This window comes from Aureimonas endophytica (assembly GCF_014642635.1).
GTDB classification, from domain to species: domain Bacteria; phylum Pseudomonadota; class Alphaproteobacteria; order Rhizobiales; family Rhizobiaceae; genus Plantimonas; species Plantimonas endophytica.
The window spans coordinates 68,643-89,938 of sequence record NZ_BMIQ01000012.1 but is presented as its reverse complement, the minus strand read 5'-3'; the positions used below and the strand labels follow the sequence as shown (position 1 = coordinate 89,938).

The following is a 21,296-nucleotide window of genomic DNA, read 5'->3' as shown; positions in this document are numbered from 1 at the left end:
CCATGCGGATCGTGCCGACCGAGCCGACGACCGAACCGATCGTCGCTTCCAGCGCCGCGACGGAGGCGTTGAACTTCTCGGCGATCGGCGCGTATTGCGCGTCGACCTGCCCGACCCGCGCCGTCAGGTCACCGCGCGACAGCGCGTCGAGGCCGACCGACAATTGCTCGAAGGCATGCGCCATGCGCTCGCCCTCTTCCGCCTTCTCGCTGTCGCGCCGGCGCCGCTCCGCCTCGCCCGACAGGCGGGCGCGTTCCGATTCGGCCTCGGCCTGGAGCTTCGCCCGGCCGGTTTCCTGGAAGACGCGCAGCGAGCGCGCCATGGCGCCGAGCTCATGGGCATGTTCGGCGCCCTGCACTTCCATTCCGGCATCGCCGTCGGCGATACGCTGCATCATCGCCGCCATGGCGCGAACGGAACCCGAGATCAGGCGGCCGATGCCGTAGGACAGGGCGATGCCGAGGCCGATGAGCACGAAGCCGATGACGATGGTCGAGCGCGAGGTCGAGCTCGCCAGATCCTCGGCGACCGGGCCGAGCTCCTTCTGGCGGCCGACGACGCCGCCCTGCAGCGCCTCGAAGCTCTTTTCCAGGCGCGGGCCGATCTGGTCGAGCTGGTTCTTCTGGATGTCGCGCGCCGCGAGGACGACATCCTTGGCATCGGTCAGACGCTTGCCGTAATTGTCGAGGAGCGCGAGAGCCGACTTCAGGCGCTGGAGCTGAAGCTCGTCGCGCAGCGAGGCGTTGAGCCCCTTCGCATTGCTGAGCGCGCGCGACAGCGCCGCCATGGCGGCGTCGTAATGGGCGGCGTCGCGGGTGCGCAGGAAGCGTTCCGCCATCATCATGCTGAGGCCGAGCGGCTCCATCGCGGCGCCCGCCGAATTGGCGGCGTCCGTGTTCGACTGCCGCCAGGCCGAACGCATGATGTCGCCGAGCGCGATGCCGGCCCAGGGTCCGAATTCCGTCAGCTTCGTCGTCAGGAGATCCTGGCGCCGCTGCAGGTCGAGCAGCCGGTCGAAGGCCGCGCCGTAATCGGTGGCGTCCTTGCGCACCTCGGCGAGGCCCGACACGAGCTGCGGCATGTCGGACACCTTGGCGGCGAGCGCCTCGCCCTTGGCCTGCATCCGCGTCAGGCTGGCATGGAGCTTGTCGCCGGCCTCGGGATTGGCATCGGCGATGAAGGAGAAGGCGGAGGTGCGCATGACGCGCAGGTCGTCGCTCATCTCGCTGATGGTGAGGCCGTAATCGGCCGTGTGGCGATAGGAGGCGAAAAGGTCCGAGATGGCGTCGACGCCCCGCACCGCGTTGAAGGCCATGAAGCCCATCAACAGGAGAAGCGGAACGAAGCCGAGCGTGATGCGCGCCCTGATGCCGAGCTTGTTCAACATGGAAATGACTCGAGGAAGGATAAGGAGGAGCGAAGCGCTTGCGGCTTCGGGCGACGATCAGTTGCGCGCGGCGTAGTTCGCGAGGTTCTCGGCCGTCACGAGCTCGAACGGAATATAGATCTTCGTCGGCATGTCGGCGCCGCCCGCCAGCTTCACGGCGGTGTCGAGCGCCGTCTCGCCCTGGCCGCGCGCGTTCTGGAAGATCGTCACGTCGAGATCGCCGTCCTTCATCGCGCCGAGCGCGTCCGCCGTCGCGTCGACGCCGCCGACGACCAGGCGGTCCATCGAATAGCCGGCCGCCTTCAGGGCCCGGATCGCGCCGAGCGCCATGTCGTCGTTGTTGGCGATCACGCCGTCGAACTTGACGCCGGCCTGGAGCCATTCGTTCATCTGCTTCTCGGCCTGCGGCCGCGACCAGTTGGCGGACTGACGCTCCACCACCCGGATGCCCTTGCAGTCCGGCGTGGCGAGAACCTCGGCGACGTCGTCGGTGCGGCGCCGGGCGGCGAAGTGCTGGAGTTCGCCCATCATCACGACCACATCGCCCTTGCCGCCGAGGCGACGGCAGATCTCGCGCGTCTCGAGCGTGCCCGAATCGCGCTCGTCCGAGCCGACATAGGACTGCCCCTTCGCCAGCGAATCGATGTTCACCGGCTCGGAATTGACATAGACCAGCGGAATGCCGGCATCGCTCGCCAGCTTGGAGATGACCGGCCCGGTATCGCCGTCGACCGGCATGACCACCAGCGCATCGACCTTCGCCGCGACGAGATCCTTCACCGTCTGAAGCTGGCGCGCGACATCGCCATCGGCATTCTCGAGCTTCAGCGTCACCCCGCTCGTGGCGGCGGCGCGGCTCTCGATGCTCTTGCTGACGATCTTAATGAACGTGTCGCTTTTCGAGATCGACACGCCGACGGTCGTGGCGCCGGCCGGGGCGGAACTCGCCGCAAGAGCGAGGACGAGCGAGGCGATGAGGCGTTTCATGGTGATCGAGCCAGTATTACGACGTCAGCTCGCCACTTATATTCATGCAATTGATAATGATCTGTTGACTGACGTTAGGCTGCGCTTCGTCACCCCGGCCCCGGCCTGCGACCGCGCCGGCGATCAGGCTGACGTAAGTGCTTTCTCCAGTTCACCTTTCGTCATGCGTGACCGTCCTTTGATCCCGCGCCGCGCCGCTTCGGCATAAAGGTCCGCGCGGGTCTTCGCGCCCGCACCGGTCTTGCGATAGGCAGCGGTCTTGCTGGCAACATCTTTTGGTTGTGCGGAGAACTGCTCGCCCTTGGCGCTGTCGCGCCGCTTCTTCGCGGTCGTGCGGGCATAGTCTTCTTCGGAAAGATGCTCGCGCGCCTCCTTCGGCAGATAGCGCTCGCCGGTCTCGCCGCTCGCCTTCCCGGACTTCGTGCCCCAGTCCTCCTCGGTCCATTGATGGAGGCTGTTTCCTTCGTCCTTGCCGCCCTCGTAGCCGCCGCCTTCCTTCTTGTATTCGGCGACGGCCATCTGCGCCTTGCGGGCCGACCACTGGCCGGGCTTGCCGCCCTTGGCCCCCTTGGTCACCTTCTTCTTCACCCTCTCCCAGAGCTTCGGATCGCTCTTCTCGGCCGTCTCGGTCATCTCGCCGCTCCATGGCTGTCGATGAGCGCGAAACGAGGACGGGCGCGCCGGGATGCGCGCGCCCGCCGCGACCCTTTCACCCCTCGGCGTCGAGCGCCTCGAGAATGACGTTGTCGTTCGTATAGATGCAGATCTCGGCGGCGATCTTCATCGCCCGCCGCGCGATCTCCTCGGCCGGAAAATCCGTGTCGGCGAGCGCCCGTGCGGCGGCCAGCGCGTAATTGCCCCCCGAGCCGATCGCCATCACGCCGCGCTCCGGCTCCAGAACGTCGCCATTGCCGGTCAGCGTCAGCGTCACGGACCGGTCGGCGACGATCATCATCGCCTCCAGCCGGCGCAGATAGCGGTCGGTGCGCCAGTCCTTGGCGAGCTCGACGCAGGCGCGCATCAGCTGGTCGGGATATTGCTCCAGCTTGCCTTCCAGGCGTTCGAGCAGCGTGAAGGCGTCGGCCGTCGCGCCGGCGAAACCGGCGATCACCTGCCCGTCCTTGCCGATGCGCCGCACCTTGCGCGCATTGCCCTTCATCACCGTATTGCCGAGCGAGACCTGGCCGTCGCCCGCGACGACCACCTTGCCGCCCTTGCGCACCGTGACGATCGTGGTGCCGTAGATCGTCGCCGGATCGTGCTTCTCGAAATTCATGGGAAAGACAGTCCTGGAAACCGGCGCCGCCCGGCGGGGCGACGCTCCGGGCCCCATGTAAGCGCCCGATTCGCGCGCGCCAAGAAGCGGTGTTCCCTCAAGCCCCCCGATGTTCTAATCGGATCGCGCCGCACGGGGCGGCGTGAAGGGTCGAGCGATGGGCGAGACGGCGGGACGACGGGACGCGACGGTCGAACGGGCTACGAAGGAGACCAGGGTCAAGGTGCGCGTCGATCTCGACGGCACGGGCCGGGCGACCGTGCGCACCGGTGTCGGCTTCTTCGATCACATGCTGGACCAGCTCGCGCGCCATTCGCTGATCGACATGGTGGTGGAGACCGACGGCGACCTGCATATCGACGACCACCATACGGTGGAGGATACCGGCATCGCGCTCGGCCAGGCGATCCGCGCCGCGCTCGGCGACCGGCGCGGCATCCGCCGCTATGCCTCGCTCGACCTCGCGATGGACGAATGCCTGACCCGCGCCGCGATCGACGTCTCGGGCCGGCCCTTCCTCGTCTTCCGCGCCGAGTTCCCACGCCACAAGATCGGCACCTTCGACACCGAGCTGGTGCGCGAATTCTTCCAGGCGCTGGCGCAGAATGCCGGCGTGACGCTGCATATCGACAATCTCTACGGCGCCAACGCCCATCACATCGCCGAGACCTGCTTCAAGGCGGTGGCGCGCGTCCTCGGCGACGCGGTGGCGATCGATCCGCGCCAGGCCGATCTCGTGCCCTCGACCAAGGGCCTTCTCGCGTGACCCGCTATATCGTGTTCGAGCCGCCGCCCGGCCAGGGCGAGGCACCGGGAACACCGAGCGAGAACGCCGTCTTCGTGCGCGACGCCTTTTCCGTCTGGGCCTTCCTGTTTCCCTGGATCTGGCTCCTGCGCTACGGCCTCTTCGTCTCGGGGCTCGTCGTCTTCCTGGCCTCCGGCGGCCTCGGCTGGCTGGCGCGCCAGGGGGCGACGCCGCTCGCCGCGGCGCTTCTGGCGCTTCTCGGCCTTCTCGTCGCGCTGGAGGGCCCGCGCCTGCGCGGCTGGCGCCTGCGCCGCAAGCGCTATGTCGAGACGGGGGCCTTCGAGGCGGCCAATGCCGAAGAGGCGGCCGTCTACTATTATCACGCCGTCGCCGGCCGGGCCGGCCGCAAGCCGCACGGCGCGGAGCCCGGCGAGGCCGCCTATCCTTGGGGCTTCGCCGACAGGGCGCCGCGCGCCGCGCCGCGCCGGCGCGGCGGCTGGTTCAGCCGCACCGGGAGCCGCGACCATGGCTGAGACGCTCGCGATCATCGACTACGGCTCGGGCAATCTGCGCTCGGCGACGAAGGCCTTCGAGCGCGCCGCGCGGGAGGCGGGGCTCGCGACGCGCATCCTTCTCACCGACGCGCCGGAGGCCGTGGCAGCGGCCGACCGCGTCGTCCTGCCCGGCGTCGGCGCCTATGCCGATTGTCGCGCCGGGCTCGACGCCGTTCCCGGCATGACGGCGGCGCTGCGCGAGGCGGTGGAAGAGAAGGGCCGGCCCTTTCTCGGCATCTGCGTCGGCATGCAGCTGATGAGCTCGCGCGGGCTGGAAAAGACGATCACCGAAGGGCTCGGCTGGATCGCGGGGGATGTGGAGCCGATGGTGCCCGCCGATCCCGCGCTCAAGATCCCGCAGATCGGCTGGAACACGATCGCCGTCCGGCGCCCCCATGCGCTGCTCGCCGGCATTCCGACGGGCGAGGACGGCCTGCACGCCTATTTCGTCCATTCCTTCCATCTGGCGGCCCGCAACCCGGACGACGTCCTCGCCAGCGCCGACTATGGCGGGCCGATCACCGCCATGGTCGCCGCCGGCAACAAGGCGGGCACCCAGTTCCATCCCGAGAAGAGCCAGCGCCTCGGCCTCGCCCTCCTCACCAACTTCCTCACCTGGAAACCCTGATGCCCGTTCTCTTTCCGGCGATCGATCTGAAGGGCGGCGAATGCGTGCGCCTGAAGCTCGGCGACATGGCGCAGGCGACCGTCTACAACGAAGATCCGGCGGCCCAGGCCGCCGCCTTCCAGGCCGCCGGCTTCCGCCATCTCCATGTCGTCGATCTCGACGGCGCCTTCGCCGGCGCGGCGGTGAACGGGGCGGCGGTGGAGGCGATCCTGAAGGCGGTCGGCGGGGCGATGCGCGTGCAGCTCGGCGGCGGCATCCGCACCATGGCCGATGTCGAGCGCTGGCTGGACCTCGGCCTCGCCCGCGTCATTCTCGGCACGGTCGCGGTGCGCGACCCGGATCTGGTGCGCGCGGCGGCCAAGCGCTTTCCGGGCCGCGTCGCCGTCGGCATCGACGCGCGTGGCGGCCGCGTCGCGGTGGAAGGCTGGGCGGAAAGTTCGGATCTCACCGCCACGGACCTCGCGCTGCGCTTCGCCGATGCCGGCGTCGCGGCGATCATCTATACCGACATCGATCGCGACGGCATCCTCGCCGGCGTCAACTGGGACGCGACGATCGCGCTGGCGAAGGCCGTGCCGATCCCGGTCATCGCCTCCGGCGGCCTCGCCTCCCTCGCCGATATCGAGCGCCTCGCCGCGCCGGACGCCGCGATCCTCGAAGGCGCGATCTCCGGCCGCGCGCTCTACGACGGCCGCGTCGACCCCGCCGCCGCGCTGCGGCTCCTGGGGGCGGCGTGAAGATCCTCGTCACCGGAGCGGCCGGCTTCATCGGCTGCGAGACGGCGCTGCGCCTCGCCGCGCGCGGCGACGAGGTGGTCGGGCTCGACAATCTGAACGCCTATTACGATCCCGGCCTGAAGCGCGCGCGCCTCGGCCGCTTCGCCGGCTTCCCGAACATCCGCATCGTCGAGGGCGACATCGTCGACCGGGACGGCATGGCGGCGCTCTTCGCCGCCGAGCGCTTCGATCGCGTCGTCCATCTCGCCGCGCAGGCCGGGGTGCGCTACGGCCAGACCCATCCCCATGCCTATGCCGACACCAATCTCACCGGTTTCCTGAACGTCCTCGAAGGCTGCCGCCATGGCGGGGCGGAGCATCTCGTCTATGCCTCCTCCTCCTCCGTCTATGGCGGCAACACGGCGATGCCCTTCTCGACGGCGCAGGCGACGAACCATCCGCTCAGCCTCTATGCCGCGACGAAGCTCGCCAACGAGGCGATGGCCCATTCCTACGCCCATCTCTACCGCCTGCCCGTCACGGGGCTGCGCTTCTTCACCGTCTACGGCCCCTGGGGCCGGCCGGACATGGCGCCCTTCCTGTTCACCCGGAAGATCCTGGCGGGCGAGCCGATCGAGGTGTTCAATCACGGCCGGCATGCCCGCGACTTCACCTATGTGGACGACATCGCGACCGGCATCCTCGCCGCGCTCGACCGGCCGGCGGCGCCCGATCCCGAATGGCGCGGCGCGGCGCCGGCCATGGCGAGTTCCGACGCCCCCTGGCGGCTCTACAATATCGGCGGCAGCCAGCCGACGCCGCTTCTCGACTTCATCGGCGCGATCGAGGCGGCGACGGGCCGCAAGGCCGAGATGATCATGCGCTCGATGCAGCCCGGCGACGTGCCGGCGACCTTCGCCGAGACCGAGCCGCTGACGCGCGACACCGGCTGGCGGGCGACCACCACCGTCGCCGAGGGCATTCCCCGCTTCGTCGCCTGGTTCCGCGAATTCTACCGGCTCTGAACCGCGCCCTTCGGGACAGGCCGACCAAGGCGGCGGCGCGTCGCGGAAGAAGGCCCAGATCCCTCGGCTACGACTATGGCCGGGACATCGACGCTTCCGCTTCGTAATCGAAGTCGTCTTCGACTTTCGGACCAGGATCCTGCATCCGGCCGTGGCGAATGGCCGCGACCTCGACGGTTTCGGCGCGGACGTCGTAAGTCAGGACGTAGGGTCCGACGACGAGACGCCGGCTCCCGGGCACGAGACTGTCGCAAGCCGTTGCGCCGATCAGCGGGAACTCGGCAAGATTTGTTCTCGCCAGCCGGATGCTTTCGAGAAAACGGTGCGCCGCGGACGGATTGCGGCGGCGCAGATACTCGGCCTCGGCACGCAGAAATCTCCGAGCATCCTCGGAGAGACGGACGCGCATCAGGCCGCCTTGCCGGCCACGATCACCTCCAACTCACGCAACACGTCGTCCATCTCGTGGACCTCGCCGGCAGCGATCTGCTCGCGGCCGCGTCGCACGGCGAGGATCTCCTCCCCCTCCCCGGCGAGATACAGCCGCAACGCGCGGACGATCACCCAGCTGCGGCTGCGTTCGCTCGTTTCTGCGATGGTCTCGACCGCTTCGAGCACATCGAGGGGGATGCGCAACGTGATCGGGTCGGAAAGCTCGCGCTTGCTCATCAAAAAAAGCTCCACGTTGTAATACAACGTAGTCTTCTATGAGCAGCCGGTCAAACTCGGGACGTCGCGCCCTGGCCGAGCCGGAGCGATCCCACAACGATCGGTCGGCGACGCATTCTGGTCGGCAACGAAATCAGGGCATGTCCTTGGCGCTGACCAGAACCGATGGCGCTCGTGGCCGCCGCCGCTGCCTCTCGGGCTTTGTTCAGGGCTGTTCCGGCGCTTCGCCGCGCTTGAGGCCCGGGAGGGACAGGATCGTGCCGCCGTCGCGCGGCTCGAGGCCGGGGACCGGCGCGGCGGGGCCCATCAGCGCCAGCGCCTCGCGGCCGGGGCGGAATTCCGGCACCGTGCCGGACAGGAGGCGGAGCGCCGAGGCGGCGTCGTCCGCCTCGATATGGCGCTGCATCTCGTCGAGGATGCGCGCGACGAGCGGCGCCTCGATGGCGCGCGGAAAGGCGGTCAGGAGGCCTTCCACCGCCGTATGCGACAACGTCTCGGCCGGATCGAACAGTTCCTCGGTCAGCTTCTCGCCGGGCCGGAGGCCCGTGAAGACGATCTTCACGTCGGAGTCCGGCCGCAGGCCCGACAGGCGGATCACGTCGCGCGCCAGTTCGACGATCTTCACCGGCCGCCCCATGTCGAGAACGAAGATGCGCCCCCGCTCCGCCCGATGCGCCAGCCCGTGCGCCGCCGCTTCGAGCACCAGGAAGCAGGCTTCCTTGATGGTCATGAAATAGCGTTCGATCTCGGGATGGGTGACGGTCAGCGGCCCGCCGGCTTCCAGCTGCTTCTCGAAGGTCGGCACGACCGAGCCGGCCGAGCCGAGGACATTGCCGAAGCGCACGGTGACGAAGCGCGTGCCCTCCGTGCCGGCGGCGATGTCCTCGGCCTGGCAGACCATCTCGGCGAGGCGCTTCGTCGCGCCCATCACGTTGGTCGGATTCACCGCCTTGTCGGTGGAGACCATCACCATGGCGCCGACCCTGGCGCGGACGGCGGCGCGCACGACGTTGCGCGTGCCGATGGCATTGGTGAACATGCCCTCCAGCGGCTGCGCCTCGACGATCGGCACATGCTTCAGCGCCGCCGCGTGGAAGACGACATGCGGGCGCTCGCGGGCGAAGATGCGGTCCACCGTCGCCGCCTCGCGCACATTGCCGATGAGGGCGCGCACCTCGAGTTGCGGCGCGAGGCGCTTCAGGGCGCTTTCCGCCTCGAAGAGCACGAACTCGCTGGCATCGACGATCACCAGCCGCGCCGGCTTCAGCGCCGCGATCTGGCGGCCTAGTTCCGAGCCGATCGAGCCGCCGCCGCCGGTGATCAGCACCGTGCGCCCGGCGATGAGTTCGGAAACGTCGCGGTTGGCGAGCCGCAGCGGTCGGCGCTGCAGCAGGTCCTCCAGGCGGATCGGCCGGATCTCCGGCGGCGCGGCGACGTCGCGCATGTCCAGCATGTCGGCAAGACGCAGCAGCGGCAGGCCCTCGACGCTGGCGAGCTCGATCAGCTCGTCGATCGAGGCGTGGCGTTCGAAATCCTCGCGCGAGCGGGTGAGGATCAGGGCGTCCGGCCGCTGCCCCTCCTCCTCGAAGCGCCGGACGATCTCCGGCAGCCGGTCGAGCGTGCCGACGATCGGCACGCCGCGGATCCAGCGGCCGACGCGCCGGCCGCGCTCGTCCAGGATGGCGAGCACCTCGTAGTTCGAGCCGATCTGCTCGCTCACCATGCGCAGGAAGATGTCGGCATTGTCGCTGGCGCCGACGAGGATCACGCGCTTGGCCGACTGGCGCGCGGCGCGGCCGAGCCGCACCGTGTCGCGATGGTTGCGATAGGAGCGATAGGCCGCGCGCGGCGCCGCCAGCATGACGACGAGCAGCGCCCAGGTGATCACCGGCGTCGAGCGCGGGATCATCGGATTGTCGAGGCGCACCACGAGGAAATGCATAAAGACGAAGAGCAGCACCGAGACGGTGGCGGTCTTCATCACCGAGATCAGTTCGGGCAGCGAGGCATAGCGCCAGATGCCGCGATTGAGCCCGACCGTGAAGCCGATGGCGCCGACGAGGAGACCGAAGGCGAGACTGGTGACGAGATAGCCGTCGATGCCCAGCCAGAACCGCTCGTCGCCGAGGCGCAGGCCGAGCGACAGGAGCATGGCCAGCGCGCCGACCACGACATCATGGGTGAGCGCGATACCGCGCAGCAGCAGCATGCGGCCGGAGCCGGCTTTGATCTGCGGCATGCGCATTCCGTCGTCACCCCTCTCGTCGCCGGCCTCGCGTCCGCGCCCCCGCGCGTCGCCATGATGACGTTTCCGTCCGTCGGTCGCTCTCAACCATAGGTCTAAGCGCCGCCTCCGTCACTAGAAGATCGCCTATAATCAAGGTGAGAAAAGGGAGGCCGGGCCGAGAAAAGCGCGGCACGGGAAAAAGCATACTTTTGCGCCCCGAATGCCGGGAGTTCCGTTCCCCCGGCCGGCGAGTTCCTGTAAGGCTGCGCAACGATTGTCAGATTCCTGTTCGAAAGCGAGCCGCCGATGCCTTTCCAAGAGCCCTTTTCCGGCCTCTTTCCGGTCGCGCCCACGCCGTTCACCGAGACTGGCGATCTCGATCTGGAGGGCATGAAGCGCGTCCTCGACTGCATGATCGACCAGGGCGTCGATGGCATCTGCGTCCTCGCCAACTATTCCGAACAGTTCCTCCTGACCGACGAGGAGCGCCGGACGCTCACCCGCCTGTCGCTGGAGCATGTCGCGGGCCGCGTGCCGGTGATGGTCACCTGCTCGCATTTCTCCACCCGCATCGCCGCCGCGCGCGGCAAGGAGGCGGCGGAGCTCGGCGCGGCGCTCCTGATGCTGATGCCGCCCTATCACGGCACCGGCCTCAAGGCCGACGAGACCGGCATGGTCGAGCATTTCCAGGCGGTGGCCGAGGCGGCCGGCATTCCGATCATGGTGCAGGACGCGCCGCTTTCTGGCGTCGCGCTCGGCGTGCCCTTCCTCGCGCGGCTCGCCCGCGAGGTGCCGCTGGTGCGCTACTTCAAGATCGAGGTGGCCCAGTCGGCGGCCAAGCTCCGCGCCCTGATCGCGGCGGGCGGCGAGGCGATCGTCGGCCCCTTCGACGGCGAGGAGGCGATCACCATGATGGCCGATCTCGATGCCGGCGCGACGGGCACGATGTCGAGCGCGCTGCTGCCGGACCTCCTGCGCCCGGTCTTCGACCGGCATCGCGCCGGCGACCGGGCGGGCGCGGCGGAGGCCTATGCCCGCGTCCTGCCGCTCGTGAACTACGAGAACCGCCAATGCGGGCTGCGCGCCGCCAAGACGGTGATGATGGAAGGCGGCGTCATCCGCTCCGACCATGTCCGCCATCCGCTGGAGCAGATCCATCCGGCGACGAAGGCGGGGCTCCTCGAACTCGCCCGCCCGCTGGAGCCGCTGGCGCTCAGCTGGGGCAAGTAAACAAACCGCCGGCCGCTTCCCATATGCGGACGGCCGGCCGGCCCCGGAGCTGAAGACCGGGGCCTCGATCGATCGACGGGAGACTTCCATGACCATTCTCGGACAGCAATTCATCGGCGCGGAGGCCGTGAAGGGCGCAAACGGCGAGATTTTCGGCATCGACGCCGCGAGCGGCTCGAAGCTGACGCCCGGCTTCGGCGGCGCCACCAAGGCCGATCTCGAACGCGCCTGCGCCCTCGCCGAGGCCGCCTTCGAGCCCTATCGCGCCCTGCCGCCGGAAGAGCGCGCCCTGTTCCTCGAAGCCATCGCCGACAATATCCAGGCGATCGGCGAGGAGCTGATCGAGCGCTGCATGGCCGAAAGCGGCCTGCCCCGGCCGCGCCTCGAAGGCGAGCGCGCCCGCACCATGGGCCAGCTGCGGCTCTTCGCCGGCGTGCTGCGCGACGGCGGCTTCCTCGACGCGCGCATCGATCCGGCGCTGCCGGAGCGCAAGCCCCTGCCCCGGCCGGACCTGCGCCTCAACAACGTGCCGCTCGGCCCGGTCGCCGTCTTCGGCGCCTCGAACTTCCCGCTCGCCTTCTCCGTCGCCGGCGGCGACACGGCCTCGGCGCTGGCCGCCGGCTGCCCGGTGATCGTCAAGGCCCATTCGGCCCATCCCGGCACGTCCGAACTCGTCGGCCGCGCCGTCCAGAAGGCGGTGAAGGATCGTGGGCTCCCGGAGGGCACCTTCTCGCTCCTCTACGATTCTGGCCGCGAGATCGGCCAGGGTCTCGTCGCCGATCCGCGCATCCGGGCCGTCGGCTTCACCGGCTCGCGCGCCGGCGGCACGGCGCTGATGAAGATCGCCGCCGCCCGTCCGATGCCGATCCCGGTCTATGCCGAGATGAGCTCGATCAATCCGGTCCTCCTGTTTCCCGGCGCGCTGAAGGCGCGGGGCGAGGCGATCGGCAAGGGCTTCATCGCCTCGCTGACGCTCGGCGCCGGCCAGTTTTGCACCAATCCGGGCCTGATCATCGCCATCGAGGGCGAGGGTCTCGACGCCTTCGTGCGCGGCGCGACGGAAGCGATCGCCGCCGCCCCGGCCGCCGTCATGCTGACGCCCGGCATCCACCGGGCCTATTGCGAGGGCACGGGCAAGCTGCGCGGCCATGCGGCGGTGGAGCTCGTCGGCCAGGGCACCGAGGGCGGCGAATTGCGGGGCCAGGCGGCGTTCTTCGCGACGAGCGCCGAGAACTTCCTCGCCCATCACGATCTGCAGGACGAGGTCTTCGGCGCCTCCTCGCTTCTCGTGCGCTGCCGCGACGCGGACGAGGTGGCGAAGGTGATCGCGGCGCTGGAAGGCCAGCTCACCGTCGCGCTCCACATGGAGGCGGAGGATCACGCCGCCGCCGCCAAGCTCCTGCCGAAGCTGGAGCGCCTCGCCGGCCGCATTCTCGTCAACGGCTTCGGCACCGGCGTCGAGGTGGCGCATGCCATGGTGCATGGCGGCCCCTATCCCTCGACCTCCGACGGCCGCTCGACCTCGGTCGGCAGCCTGGCGATCCAGCGCTTCCTGCGCCCGGTCTGCTACCAGGACCTGCCGGGCGCGCTCCTGCCCCCGGCGCTTCAGGACGGCAATCCGCTCGGCCTCTGGCGCCGCATCGACGGCAAGCTCGGCCAGGACTGAGCCTTTCCGGGACGAGCCCGATCAGGGGGTGTCGACCAGCGTGGTCGGCGCCCCCTTTTCTTTGACCTTGCGCTCGCGGAAGGCGATGAACAGGCCGGAGGCGATGATGACGGCCGCGCCGACCAGCGTCCAGCGGTCGGGCCATTCGCCGAAGACCAGCCAGGCGAAGACCATGCCCCAGGCGAGCATGGAATATTGCATCGGCGCGACGGTCGCCGCCTTGCCGAGCTTCAGCGAGCGGGTGACGCAGACATGGCCCGCCATGGAGACGATGCCGAGCAGGCAGAGCAGCAGGAAGTCGGGAACGCTCGGCGCGACCCAGCCGAAGGGCAGCGTCAGGAAGCCGAGGACGAGCGAGCCGACGAACTGCCAGAAGACGAGCGTCAGGTCGGGCGTGCCGCGCAGCTGGCGGCCGAAGATGACGGTGAGGCTGAAGACGAAGGAACCGGCGAGCGACACGAGGGCCGCCGGCGTCAGCGCGGCCGAGGAGGGTCGCAGCGCGATCGCGACGCCGACGAAGCCGATGGCGATCGCCGTCCAGCGGCGCCAGCCGACACGCTCGCCGAGCATGAAGGGCGAGAGCGCCGCGACATAGATCGGCGCCGCCAACCAGTAGGTGATGACGTCGGCCAGCGGCAGGCTGATCGTCGCGTAGTAGAAGGCGGCGGCCTCGCCGGTGGCGAGGATCACCCGCAACGCCAGAACGACCGGCCGGCCGACATGCAGGAGTTCGCCCGCCGGCCGGCGCAGCGCGAGCGGCGCGATGACGGCGAGCGCGCCGATGGAGCGCAGGAACATGATCTGGCCGACCGAGTAGGTGGCAACCAGCCATTTGCCGAGCGTGTCGTTGGCCGCGAAGAGCAGCATGCCGAACAGCATCACGAGGATGCCGAGCGTATCGCCGGACAGCGCGCCCGAAGCGCGCGCCCGATCCGTCACAGAAGTCACCTTGGTCTCCGCGCGGCTTAAGGGCCTGGTTCGAACGTCTTTCGTTCCGAAGGCCATAGCGGCTTCGCGGCCGGGCCGGAAGCGGCGAGCGCGACGCGCGCCGTCGCCCCCGGCTTGGTTAACGTTTCGCTGAGGAAGCGCGCCTAATCTTCGCCGGATTCGCCCTGCCCTTGGGCGATTCGAACCTTTGCGCCGTCAGGCGACGGGACGCGCGCCGCGCGATCGATCGGGAGACGAGGATAGTTGATGACCCATCTGCTCAAGGCCGCCAAAGCCCTTATCGCCGCGGGCGCGCTTCTCGCCGGGCTGGGGGCGGGACCGGCTCTGGCGGCGCGCTGCGGCAATGACGGCGCCGGCTTCTCGTCCTGGCTGGCGGATTTCGAGCGCGAGGCCGCCGCCCAGGGCGTTTCGCAGCGCACGCTCCAGGCGGCGCTCGGCGACGTGACCTATGACCGGAAAGTGATCAGCCTCGACCGCAATCAGAAGAGCTTCAAGCTGTCGCTCGACCAGTTCATGGCGCGCCGCGCCCCGCCCTCCTACATCCAGAAGGGCAAGTCGGTCATCCGCCAGAACGAATCCCTCCTCAATTCGATCGAGCGCCGCTATGGCGTGCAGAAGGAAGTGCTGGTCGCCATCTGGGGCATGGAGACCGGCTTCGGCGCCAATTCCGGCAGCATGAACGTCTTCAAGTCGCTGGCGACGCTGTCCTACGACTGCCGGCGCTCCGACTTCTTCACCGAGGAGCTGCTCGCCGCGCTGAAGATCGTCGATCGCGGCGACATGGCGGCCTCGCAGATGCGCGGCGCCTGGGCCGGCGAGATCGGCCAGACCCAGTTCCTCGCCAAGAACTACCTGAAATACGCGGTCGATTTCGACGGCAACGGCCATGCCGATCTCATCCGCTCGAAGGCGGACGTCCTCGCTTCCACCGCCAATCTCCTGCGCGCCGAAGGCTGGCAGGCCAATGCCGGCTACGGCCCGGGCGAGCCGAACTATCCGGTCTTCGCCCAGTGGAACCGCGCCGTGGTCTACCAGCAGGCCCTGTCGCTCTTCGCCTCGAAGCTCGCCGAGTAGGCTCCGGAACGAGAATGGCGGCGGCGCGTCAGGCGCCGCCGTCGAGCTCCGGATAGGCGCGGAAGATCCCTTCCGTCGAAAAGGGCAGGCGGCGCGGGCTGGCGAGATAGTCGGCGATCAGAGGCGTTTCCCGCACCCGGGCCGCGAGCGCCGCGACGCCCGGAAAACGCCTATCGGCCTCCGCCATCGCGCGCGGAAAGGCATAGGCGAGGCCCGCCGCGACCTGGAACAGGCCGAGATCGACATAGGACAGGCGGTTGCCGACGAGCCAGCCGGACCTTGCCGGATTGGTTTCGATGAGCCTCTCGTACCAGCCGAGGAACTTCGGGATGCGCTGCTCGCGGAACTCCTTCGCGCGGCGGAGCGCTTCCGGCTTCTGCTCCTCGTAATAGAGCGAGACCCCGACCGGATGGTGGACGTCATGCGCTTCCGCCGTCAGATCGGAGGTCGTGGCGGCCAGCGCCCGCGCCCATTCGCGGCCCGGCCGGTCGTCGGGCGCAAGGCCGAGCGTCTCGCCGAGATAGGCCGAGATCGCCGCCGACTGCGAGACGAGGAGATCGCCATCGACAAGGAAGGGCGGCGCGAAGGGCACCGGATGGCCCCGCTTGCCCTCCATGAAGGCCATCATGCCCTCGACGCCGCCGCCCTCCACCCCGTCCAGCCGCGCCATGTCGCGATAATCCGCGCCGGCGGCCTCGAGAACGAGGCGCGGAAATTCGCCGCGCCCCTGGATGCTCGGCCAGTAATAGAGATCGAGGCTCATGGCGAACTCCTTGGCTCGGCGGCACCGGCCTTTCCCGGCCGGACGCGCTGGACAGTCACGAGGGGCTGATCTAACGCGATCGGCGTCCGGGTCAGCCCACGGCCGCCTGCGGCGAGCGTGATTCGACCCAGCGGGGAGGACGCTCATGCAGGAAACGACGGTCCTGCCGGCGCGCGGCGCCGGCGCGCCGGTGGAAGGCGCCCTGTCCTGGGGCGCGCATCTGCGGGCGACCTTCGGTCTCGGCGCGCCGCTGGCCGGGGCCCAGCTGGCGCAGATCGCCATCAACGTCACCGACACGCTGATGGTCGGCCGGCTCGGCGCGACCGAGCTCGCGGCGGCCGTGCTCGGCACGCAGGCCTTCTTCGTCGTCTGGATCTTCGGCGGCGGCTTCGCCCAGGCGGCCATGCCGATCGCGGCCGCGGCGGAAGGACGCGGCGACCGCACGGGCGTCCGGCGCTCGATCCGCATGGGCTTCTGGGTGGTCGCGCTCTACGGCCTCCTGATGCTGGCGCCGCTCTGGCATTTCGAGGCGGTGCTGCTCGCGCTCGGCCAGACGCCGGAAACGGCGCGGCTCGCGGGCGCCTTCATGCGCATCCTCGAATGGGGCCTCGTCCCGGCGCTCCTCGTCGCCGGCGCGCGCTCGGCGCTGAGCGTCACCGGGCACACGGGCACGATCCTCCTCGTCACCATCGGCGGCGCGGCGGCGAATGCCGTTCTCAACTGGGGCCTGATCTTCGGCAATCTCGGCCTGCCGGCGCTCGGCCTCGAAGGCTCGGCGCTCGCCTCGGCGATCACCAACACGCTGATGGCGCTGGCGATGCTTGTCTATTGCGCCCGCGCGCCGCGCCTTCAGGCCTACCGTTTCTTCCAGCGCATCTGGCGGCCGGACTGGCCGGCCTTCCGCGAGGTCTTACGGCTCGGCTGGCCGATCTCAACGACGATCGTCGCCGAGGTCGGGCTGTTCACCGCCTCGACGGTGATGATGGGCTGGCTCGGCGCCGTGGCGCTCGCCGCTCACGGCATCGCGCTCCAGCTCGCCTCCATCGCCTTCATGATCCCGCTCGGCCTGTCGCAGGCGGCGACGGTGCGGGTCGGCACCGCCTTCGGCGCCGGGGACTGGACCAATCTGCGGCGCGCGGCCTGGACCGCCATCGCCGCCGCCATCGCCTCGGGCCTTGCCGGCGCGATCCTGTTCTGGACGGTGCCGGATGCGCTGGTCGGCTTCTATCTCGACCCCGCCGCGCCGAGCGCATCGGCGGTGCTGACGACCGGCGTGCAGCTCGTCGCCGTCGCCGCCGCCTTCCAGATGATCGACTGTCTGCAGGTCGTGTCGAGCGGCGTGTTGCGCGGCCTCGCCGACACGCGGATCCCGATGGTGATCGCGCTCGTCAGCTATTGGGCGATCGGCATGCCCATCGCCTACGGCTTCGCCTTCGGTCTCGGCATGGGCGGCATCGGCATCTGGACGGGCCTCGCGGCCGGCCTCCTGGCGGCCGCCGTCCTGATGACGGGGCGCTTCGCCCTGCGGGTGCGGCTCGGCCTCACGCCGGCCTGAAACGGATCGCCCGCCCGGCCACGGACGCGCAAGGGCGGGTCCGCGCGCCGGGGCGAGCGATCGGTGGCATGGTGATTGGGGGGTATGAAGCGAGGCGCCTTCAGGCGCAGCTCTTCGTCCCGCTGCCGTCGGGCGCCTCGATCTGGACGCGGGCCACGCCGGAATGGACGAAATCGAGCTCCCGGGCCGCGCCCTTGGACAGGTCGATCATCCGACCCTTGATGAAAGGTCCGCGATCGTTGATCGTCACGATGATGGAGCGGTTGTTCTTGAGGTTTGTTACCTTGACCTTGCTGCCGAGCGGCAAAGTCTTGTGAGCGGCGGTCATGGCCGCCGGATTCATCATTTCTCCCGAAGCGGTGCGGGAGCGCAGCGAGTACCAGGAGGCACCGCCGCAGCTGGTCTTGATATCCGTGGTCTGAGCGAAGGCGCTATGCGGAATGGAAGTCGTCGAAATGGCGATGGCGATGGCTGTCAGTACGGCAGTCTTCAACCTCTCGGTCCTTATCCCGTTGATTTTCCCCGGGTGGCCGAGCTCGTGATCCCCTCACCCCCTCGTCGCCCCCGTGGCTAGCGAGGGGGTAGATGCGGGGGAGTCGAGGTCAAAATGCGATCAGTTCCATCACGTCATGTTGCAACGCGTCATAATCACGAAATATTCGGTGATGACGAATTCCTGTAATCGCCTGTGAGAGAAGGGAGAGCGTCCCGATATGACGGATAGATAAATGTGTATCCGGAAGCCCTGATTTTAGCATTCGAGACCCTTTTGTTCTCCCCATAGAAGGATCTCTGCATCGGCGAGAGTGACGCTTCGTCATAATTCACCAGCGGCGGCAGCGGAGCGCCGACGAGGCGCGCGGCGAGTTCCACCACATCCTGGGGTGGCGCCGGCTCGTCGTCGGTCACATTGAAGACGCCGCCGAGCCCCTCCCCTGCCAGATGGGCGAGCGCGCCGGCGATGTCCTCGACATGGATGCGGTTGAAGACCTGGCCGGGCTTCGCCAGCCGCTTCGCCCGTCCCTCGCGCAGGTTGACGAAGGCGTTGCGCCCCGGCCCGTAGATGCCGGACAGGCGCAGGATCGCGAGCGGCACGTTCCGCGCGGCCGCGAGTTGCGACCAGTCCGCCTCGGCCGCCACGCGCTCCACCGAGCGCTGCGAGACCGGCCGGAGCGGCGTTTCCTCGTCCACCCAGGCGCCGCCATGATCGCCATAGACGCCGACGGTCGAGAGATAGCCGATCCAGGCGAGCGCGGGCATGGCGTGCAGGAGCCGGTCGCGATACTGGCGCAGCACCGGATCGCCCGCCTCGCCCGGCGCGGCGGAGACGAGGAGATGCGTGGCGCGCTCCAGGGCGGCGTCGATGCCCTCGCCCGGCCGCTCGCCGTCGAAGACGAAGGGCTTCAAGCCACGGGCGGCGAGGCTCGCCGCCTTCTCGGGCGAGCGCGTGGTGACGCCGAGCACCAGATCGGGCGCGAGCCGCGTGACGAAGGCCCCGGCCGAATAGCCGCAGCCGAAGACGAAGAGCCGCATCGGCGCGCTCAGGAGCGGTCGCGGACGAGGCGCCGGACCTCGCCGACCTCCAGCGCGCCGATCCTGAGGCGTCCGATATCGGCGGCGCCGATCCGCGCCTTGCCGACGGACAGGCGGCCGATGGCGAAGGCGCCGATCGCCACGGCACCGACGGCGAGCGCGCCGACCGCCAGGGCGCCGACCGCCGCGCGTCCCACCGCCTCCTCGCGCGATAGGACGGCGCGCGCCCGCCGGCCGCCCTCCTCCAGCGCCGCGCGGGCGCTGTCGAGATCGGCGGGAATTCTGGCCTTCACGCTGTCCAGCGCCGTCTCGGCGATGGCCTTCGCCTCTTCAGCCTTCCTGCTCCAGCGCATCCCATTCGCTCCTGACGGATTCGTCCGTCTCGTAATGGAGCGCGGCGGGACGCCGTGCCAAGGCCTCGGCCGGCGAAAGACGGTGAAGCGCCCAGACGGCCATGGCGCGCACCGGCGGCTCGGCATCCTCAAGAAGGCCGAGAACGGACGGGAGAAGCGCCGCCGCGCCGGAATTGCCGGCGGCGATCAGGCAGTTCGCGACGAATTTCGCCCGGCCGATGCGCTTCACCGGCGAGCCGGCGAAGAGGGCGCGGAAATCCGCCTCGTCGAGGGCGAGGAGCGCGGCGAGATCCGGCGAGCGCAGTTCGTCCCGAGCGACGAGCTTGGCCTCGCGCGCCGTTGCGGCGAACTTGTTCCAGGGACAGACGGCGAGACAGTCGTCGCAGCCATAGATGCGGTTGCCCATGCGCGCCCGCAGCGCGCGCGGCACCGGCGCCTTGGTCTCGATGGTGAGATAGGAGATGCAGCGCCGCGCATCGAGCTGGTAGGGCGCGGGAAAGGCATCGGTCGGACAGGCGTCCTGGCAGGCCCGGCAGGAGCCGCAGCGGTCCCGTTCCGGCGCGTCCGGCGCGAGGTCGAGCGTCGTGAAGATCGAGCCGAGAAACAGCCAGGAGCCGAAGGCGCGGCTGACGAGATTGGTGTGCTTGCCCTGCCAGCCGAGCCCCGCCGCCTGGCCGAGCGGCTTTTCCATGACGGGCGCGGTGTCGACGAAGACCTTCATCGCATGGCCTTCGCCGGCGCGGGCGAGAAGCCGCTGGCCGAGCTCCTTCAGCCGGCCCTTGATCACCTCGTGATAGTCGCGATGCCGGGCATAGACGGAGATCGTGCCGCGCTCCCGCCGGGCGACATTGGCGAGCGGGTCCTCGTCCGGCCCGTAATTCATGCCGAGCACGATGATGGAGCGCGCCTCCGGCCATAGCGCGCCGGCCGAGCGCCGCCGCTCCAGCGTTTCGGGCAGCCAGCCCATCGTGCCGTGCCGCCCGGCCGCGACGAATTCGGCGAGCCGCCCGGCCGCCGCCGCGTCCTCGGCGACGGAGGCGACGCCGACCGCCTCGAAGCCGAGGCGGCGCGCATCCGCCTCGAGGAAGCGGCGAAGGGCATGGGGCTCGCTCATGGCCCCCATATAAGGAGGCGGGACCGGCTTAGAAATCGAGTTCCGCGTAATGGGCGACGGGCGGGATGCCCCGCACCCGCTCCGTCAGGAGCGGCCGGAACGAGGGCCGCGACTTCACCCGCATGTACCATTCCTTGGCCAGCGGCTCGGTGTCCCAGGCGACCTCGCCGAGATAGTCGAGAATGGAGAGAGCGCCCGCCGCCGCGAAATCGGCATAGGAGAGCCGGTCGCCGGAGAGCCAGTTGCGGCTTTCGGCCAGCCAGCCGACATAGCGCATATGGTGCTTGAGATTGGCACGCGCGGCGCGGATCGCCGAGGCGTCGGGCGCGCCGCCCCCTTCCTCCGGCCGCATCTCCTGCTTGAAGACGCGCTCGCGCACCAGATAGCGCGTCACCTCGTTCTCCAGCTTGGCCAGGAACCAGTCGACGAGCCGGCGCACTTCGGCGCGCTCGGCCGGCGTTTCGGCCTGGAGGCGCTTGTCGCGCTGGAAGACGCCGCGCGTTTCGTCCAGATATTCGGCGATCACCATGCCGCCGACGATCGGCGGCCCCGAATCCTCGATGAGCACCGGCAGCGTCGCGGCCGGATTGAGGGCGAGGAAATCGCGCCGCCGCTCCCAGGGCCGCTCGTCCAGGAGCTCGGGGCGCTCGGCATATTCGCCAAGCACGAGGCGGACGAAACGCGAGGCCGCCGACATCGGATGGTGGTGCAGCCTCAACATGGGCGAGCGAAGATGTCCATACGCAACCAAGCGGGAACCGGGCGGATCACGCCCTTGGTGAAAACCTGCCGGCAAGACCTTGAGAAAAGGCAAAGACGCCGAGAGCGCCGATCCGGCGCCGGCGC

23 protein-coding genes are annotated in these 21,296 nt (G+C 69.3%); 9 read left to right on the top strand and 14 right to left on the bottom strand.

Annotation, left to right across the window (positions count from 1 at the left end; all coding sequences use genetic code 11):
- From IEY14_RS24395 to hslV, 4 genes are all read right to left on the bottom strand, one after another.
- Positions 1 to 1,387: HAMP domain-containing protein (locus IEY14_RS24395; protein WP_188913226.1), on the bottom strand; the 1,387-nt coding region annotated here is incomplete at its 3' end.
- A gap of 57 nt (positions 1,388 to 1,444) precedes the next feature.
- The gene (locus IEY14_RS24390) at positions 1,445 to 2,374 is read right to left on the bottom strand and encodes a substrate-binding domain-containing protein (protein WP_188913223.1); all 930 of its coding nucleotides are present in this window, start codon (positions 2,372 to 2,374) and stop codon (positions 1,445 to 1,447) included.
- 123 nt (positions 2,375 to 2,497) lie between these two features.
- Complete coding sequence (locus IEY14_RS24385) at positions 2,498 to 3,007, bottom strand: hypothetical protein (RefSeq protein ID WP_188913221.1); 510 nt, start codon at positions 3,005 to 3,007, stop codon at positions 2,498 to 2,500.
- A 76-nt stretch (positions 3,008 to 3,083) separates the two neighbouring features.
- A complete protein-coding gene (gene hslV / locus IEY14_RS24380; RefSeq protein ID WP_188913219.1) occupies positions 3,084 to 3,650 on the bottom strand; it encodes an ATP-dependent protease subunit HslV in 567 nt (188 codons plus the stop codon).
- A gap of 157 nt (positions 3,651 to 3,807) precedes the next feature.
- Here hslV and hisB point away from each other — a divergent pair, with 157 nt between their 5' ends.
- The 5 genes from hisB to IEY14_RS24355 are packed head-to-tail and all read left to right on the top strand — an operon-like array spanning position 3,808 to position 7,318.
- Positions 3,808 to 4,416 carry an imidazoleglycerol-phosphate dehydratase HisB gene (gene hisB, locus IEY14_RS24375; RefSeq protein ID WP_188913217.1) on the top strand — a complete coding sequence of 203 codons (609 nt, stop codon included), beginning with the start codon at positions 3,808 to 3,810 and terminating at the stop codon, positions 4,414 to 4,416.
- Positions 4,413 to 4,928: a DUF2628 domain-containing protein gene (locus IEY14_RS24370; protein ID WP_188913215.1), complete on the top strand. Its 516-nt coding sequence runs from the start codon at positions 4,413 to 4,415 to the stop codon at positions 4,926 to 4,928. Before hisB ends, IEY14_RS24370 begins: the two co-directional genes overlap by 4 nt.
- Positions 4,921 to 5,577 carry an imidazole glycerol phosphate synthase subunit HisH gene (gene hisH, locus IEY14_RS24365; RefSeq protein ID WP_188913212.1) on the top strand — a complete coding sequence of 219 codons (657 nt, stop codon included), beginning with the start codon at positions 4,921 to 4,923 and terminating at the stop codon, positions 5,575 to 5,577. The genes IEY14_RS24370 and hisH overlap by 8 nt, the downstream gene beginning before the upstream one ends.
- A complete protein-coding gene (gene hisA, locus IEY14_RS24360; protein WP_188913211.1) occupies positions 5,577 to 6,314 on the top strand; it encodes a 1-(5-phosphoribosyl)-5-[(5-phosphoribosylamino)methylideneamino]imidazole-4-carboxamide isomerase in 738 nt (245 codons plus the stop codon). Before hisH ends, hisA begins: the two co-directional genes overlap by 1 nt.
- The gene (locus tag IEY14_RS24355; protein ID WP_188913209.1) at positions 6,311 to 7,318 is read left to right on the top strand and encodes an NAD-dependent epimerase; all 1,008 of its coding nucleotides are present in this window, start codon (positions 6,311 to 6,313) and stop codon (positions 7,316 to 7,318) included. The genes hisA and IEY14_RS24355 overlap by 4 nt, the downstream gene beginning before the upstream one ends.
- A 73-nt stretch (positions 7,319 to 7,391) precedes the next feature.
- Here IEY14_RS24355 and IEY14_RS24350 read toward each other — a convergent pair whose 3' ends face one another.
- The 3 genes from IEY14_RS24350 to IEY14_RS24340 form a co-directional block, all read right to left on the bottom strand.
- Positions 7,392 to 7,727, bottom strand: a complete 336-nt coding sequence (locus tag IEY14_RS24350; RefSeq protein WP_188913207.1) for a type II toxin-antitoxin system RelE/ParE family toxin — start codon at positions 7,725 to 7,727, stop codon at positions 7,392 to 7,394.
- Complete coding sequence (locus tag IEY14_RS24345; protein WP_188913205.1) at positions 7,727 to 7,987, bottom strand: CopG family ribbon-helix-helix protein; 261 nt, start codon at positions 7,985 to 7,987, stop codon at positions 7,727 to 7,729. Before IEY14_RS24345 ends, IEY14_RS24350 begins: the two co-directional genes overlap by 1 nt.
- A 205-nt stretch (positions 7,988 to 8,192) precedes the next feature.
- Positions 8,193 to 10,226 (bottom strand): polysaccharide biosynthesis protein, encoded by a 2,034-nt coding sequence (locus IEY14_RS24340; protein ID WP_188913203.1) that lies wholly within the window; start codon positions 10,224 to 10,226, stop codon positions 8,193 to 8,195.
- Between the two features lie 294 nt (positions 10,227 to 10,520).
- Between IEY14_RS24340 and IEY14_RS24335 the strand changes: the two genes are divergently transcribed.
- Positions 10,521 to 11,444, top strand: a complete 924-nt coding sequence (locus tag IEY14_RS24335; protein ID WP_188913201.1) for a dihydrodipicolinate synthase family protein — start codon at positions 10,521 to 10,523, stop codon at positions 11,442 to 11,444.
- 88 nt (positions 11,445 to 11,532) lie between these two features.
- Positions 11,533 to 13,110, top strand: coding sequence for an aldehyde dehydrogenase (NADP(+)) (locus tag IEY14_RS24330; protein ID WP_188913198.1), 1,578 nt, complete (start codon positions 11,533 to 11,535; stop codon positions 13,108 to 13,110).
- Between the two features lie 21 nt (positions 13,111 to 13,131).
- Here IEY14_RS24330 and IEY14_RS24325 read toward each other — a convergent pair whose 3' ends face one another.
- A complete protein-coding gene (locus IEY14_RS24325; RefSeq protein ID WP_244639664.1) occupies positions 13,132 to 14,058 on the bottom strand; it encodes a DMT family transporter in 927 nt (308 codons plus the stop codon).
- Positions 14,059 to 14,304: 246 nt separating this feature from the next.
- Between IEY14_RS24325 and IEY14_RS24320 the strand changes: the two genes are divergently transcribed.
- Positions 14,305 to 15,132, top strand: coding sequence for a lytic murein transglycosylase (locus IEY14_RS24320; RefSeq protein WP_188913195.1), 828 nt, complete (start codon positions 14,305 to 14,307; stop codon positions 15,130 to 15,132).
- A 28-nt stretch (positions 15,133 to 15,160) separates the two neighbouring features.
- On the opposite strand, the gene IEY14_RS24315 is transcribed toward IEY14_RS24320, so the two are convergent.
- Positions 15,161 to 15,895 (bottom strand): glutathione S-transferase, encoded by a 735-nt coding sequence (locus IEY14_RS24315; RefSeq protein WP_188913193.1) that lies wholly within the window; start codon positions 15,893 to 15,895, stop codon positions 15,161 to 15,163.
- Between the two features lie 145 nt (positions 15,896 to 16,040).
- On the opposite strand from IEY14_RS24315, the gene IEY14_RS24310 reads away from it, so the two are divergent.
- Positions 16,041 to 17,450: an MATE family efflux transporter gene (locus IEY14_RS24310; protein ID WP_188913191.1), complete on the top strand. Its 1,410-nt coding sequence runs from the start codon at positions 16,041 to 16,043 to the stop codon at positions 17,448 to 17,450.
- Positions 17,451 to 17,550: 100 nt separating this feature from the next.
- Here IEY14_RS24310 and IEY14_RS24305 read toward each other — a convergent pair whose 3' ends face one another.
- From IEY14_RS24305 to IEY14_RS24285, 5 genes are all read right to left on the bottom strand, one after another.
- Complete coding sequence (locus IEY14_RS24305) at positions 17,551 to 17,907, bottom strand: septal ring lytic transglycosylase RlpA family protein (protein WP_244639666.1); 357 nt, start codon at positions 17,905 to 17,907, stop codon at positions 17,551 to 17,553.
- Between the two features lie 191 nt (positions 17,908 to 18,098).
- On the bottom strand, positions 18,099 to 18,983 hold the full coding sequence (locus tag IEY14_RS24300) for an SDR family oxidoreductase (protein WP_188913189.1): 885 nt from the start codon (positions 18,981 to 18,983) through the stop codon (positions 18,099 to 18,101).
- An 8-nt stretch (positions 18,984 to 18,991) separates the two neighbouring features.
- A complete protein-coding gene (locus tag IEY14_RS24295; protein WP_244639663.1) occupies positions 18,992 to 19,336 on the bottom strand; it encodes a hypothetical protein in 345 nt (114 codons plus the stop codon).
- Entirely contained in the window at positions 19,314 to 20,459 is a 1,146-nt protein-coding gene (queG, locus tag IEY14_RS24290) for a tRNA epoxyqueuosine(34) reductase QueG (RefSeq protein ID WP_188913187.1), read from the bottom strand. Before queG ends, IEY14_RS24295 begins: the two co-directional genes overlap by 23 nt.
- A 19-nt stretch (positions 20,460 to 20,478) precedes the next feature.
- Positions 20,479 to 21,171 carry a glutathione S-transferase family protein gene (locus tag IEY14_RS24285; RefSeq protein WP_188913184.1) on the bottom strand — a complete coding sequence of 231 codons (693 nt, stop codon included), beginning with the start codon at positions 21,169 to 21,171 and terminating at the stop codon, positions 20,479 to 20,481.
- Positions 21,172 to 21,296: the final 125 nt, after the last annotated feature.

What these genes read in the sequence shown, in the direction of transcription:
- hisB (WP_188913217.1), top strand. Translation starts at nt 3,808, where the DNA reads ATGGGCGAGACGGCGGGACGACGGGACGCGACGGTCGAACGGGCTACG.
- IEY14_RS24345 (WP_188913205.1), bottom strand. Translation starts at nt 7,987, where the DNA reads ATGAGCAAGCGCGAGCTTTCCGACCCGATCACGTTGCGCATCCCCCTC.
- IEY14_RS24300 (WP_188913189.1), bottom strand. Translation starts at nt 18,983, where the DNA reads ATGCGGCTCTTCGTCTTCGGCTGCGGCTATTCGGCCGGGGCCTTCGTC.
- hisA (WP_188913211.1), top strand. Translation starts at nt 5,577, where the DNA reads ATGCCCGTTCTCTTTCCGGCGATCGATCTGAAGGGCGGCGAATGCGTG.
- IEY14_RS24330 (WP_188913198.1), top strand. Translation starts at nt 11,533, where the DNA reads ATGACCATTCTCGGACAGCAATTCATCGGCGCGGAGGCCGTGAAGGGC.
- IEY14_RS24340 (WP_188913203.1), bottom strand. Translation starts at nt 10,226, where the DNA reads ATGCCGCAGATCAAAGCCGGCTCCGGCCGCATGCTGCTGCTGCGCGGT.
- IEY14_RS24335 (WP_188913201.1), top strand. Translation starts at nt 10,521, where the DNA reads ATGCCTTTCCAAGAGCCCTTTTCCGGCCTCTTTCCGGTCGCGCCCACG.
- IEY14_RS24285 (WP_188913184.1), bottom strand. Translation starts at nt 21,171, where the DNA reads ATGTTGAGGCTGCACCACCATCCGATGTCGGCGGCCTCGCGTTTCGTC.
- hisH (WP_188913212.1), top strand. Translation starts at nt 4,921, where the DNA reads ATGGCTGAGACGCTCGCGATCATCGACTACGGCTCGGGCAATCTGCGC.
- hslV (WP_188913219.1), bottom strand. Translation starts at nt 3,650, where the DNA reads ATGAATTTCGAGAAGCACGATCCGGCGACGATCTACGGCACCACGATC.
- queG (WP_188913187.1), bottom strand. Translation starts at nt 20,459, where the DNA reads ATGGGGGCCATGAGCGAGCCCCATGCCCTTCGCCGCTTCCTCGAGGCG.
- IEY14_RS24320 (WP_188913195.1), top strand. Translation starts at nt 14,305, where the DNA reads ATGACCCATCTGCTCAAGGCCGCCAAAGCCCTTATCGCCGCGGGCGCG.
- IEY14_RS24295 (WP_244639663.1), bottom strand. Translation starts at nt 19,336, where the DNA reads ATGCGCTGGAGCAGGAAGGCTGAAGAGGCGAAGGCCATCGCCGAGACG.
- IEY14_RS24390 (WP_188913223.1), bottom strand. Translation starts at nt 2,374, where the DNA reads ATGAAACGCCTCATCGCCTCGCTCGTCCTCGCTCTTGCGGCGAGTTCC.
- IEY14_RS24350 (WP_188913207.1), bottom strand. Translation starts at nt 7,727, where the DNA reads ATGCGCGTCCGTCTCTCCGAGGATGCTCGGAGATTTCTGCGTGCCGAG.
- IEY14_RS24315 (WP_188913193.1), bottom strand. Translation starts at nt 15,895, where the DNA reads ATGAGCCTCGATCTCTATTACTGGCCGAGCATCCAGGGGCGCGGCGAA.
- IEY14_RS24385 (WP_188913221.1), bottom strand. Translation starts at nt 3,007, where the DNA reads ATGACCGAGACGGCCGAGAAGAGCGATCCGAAGCTCTGGGAGAGGGTG.
- IEY14_RS24310 (WP_188913191.1), top strand. Translation starts at nt 16,041, where the DNA reads ATGCAGGAAACGACGGTCCTGCCGGCGCGCGGCGCCGGCGCGCCGGTG.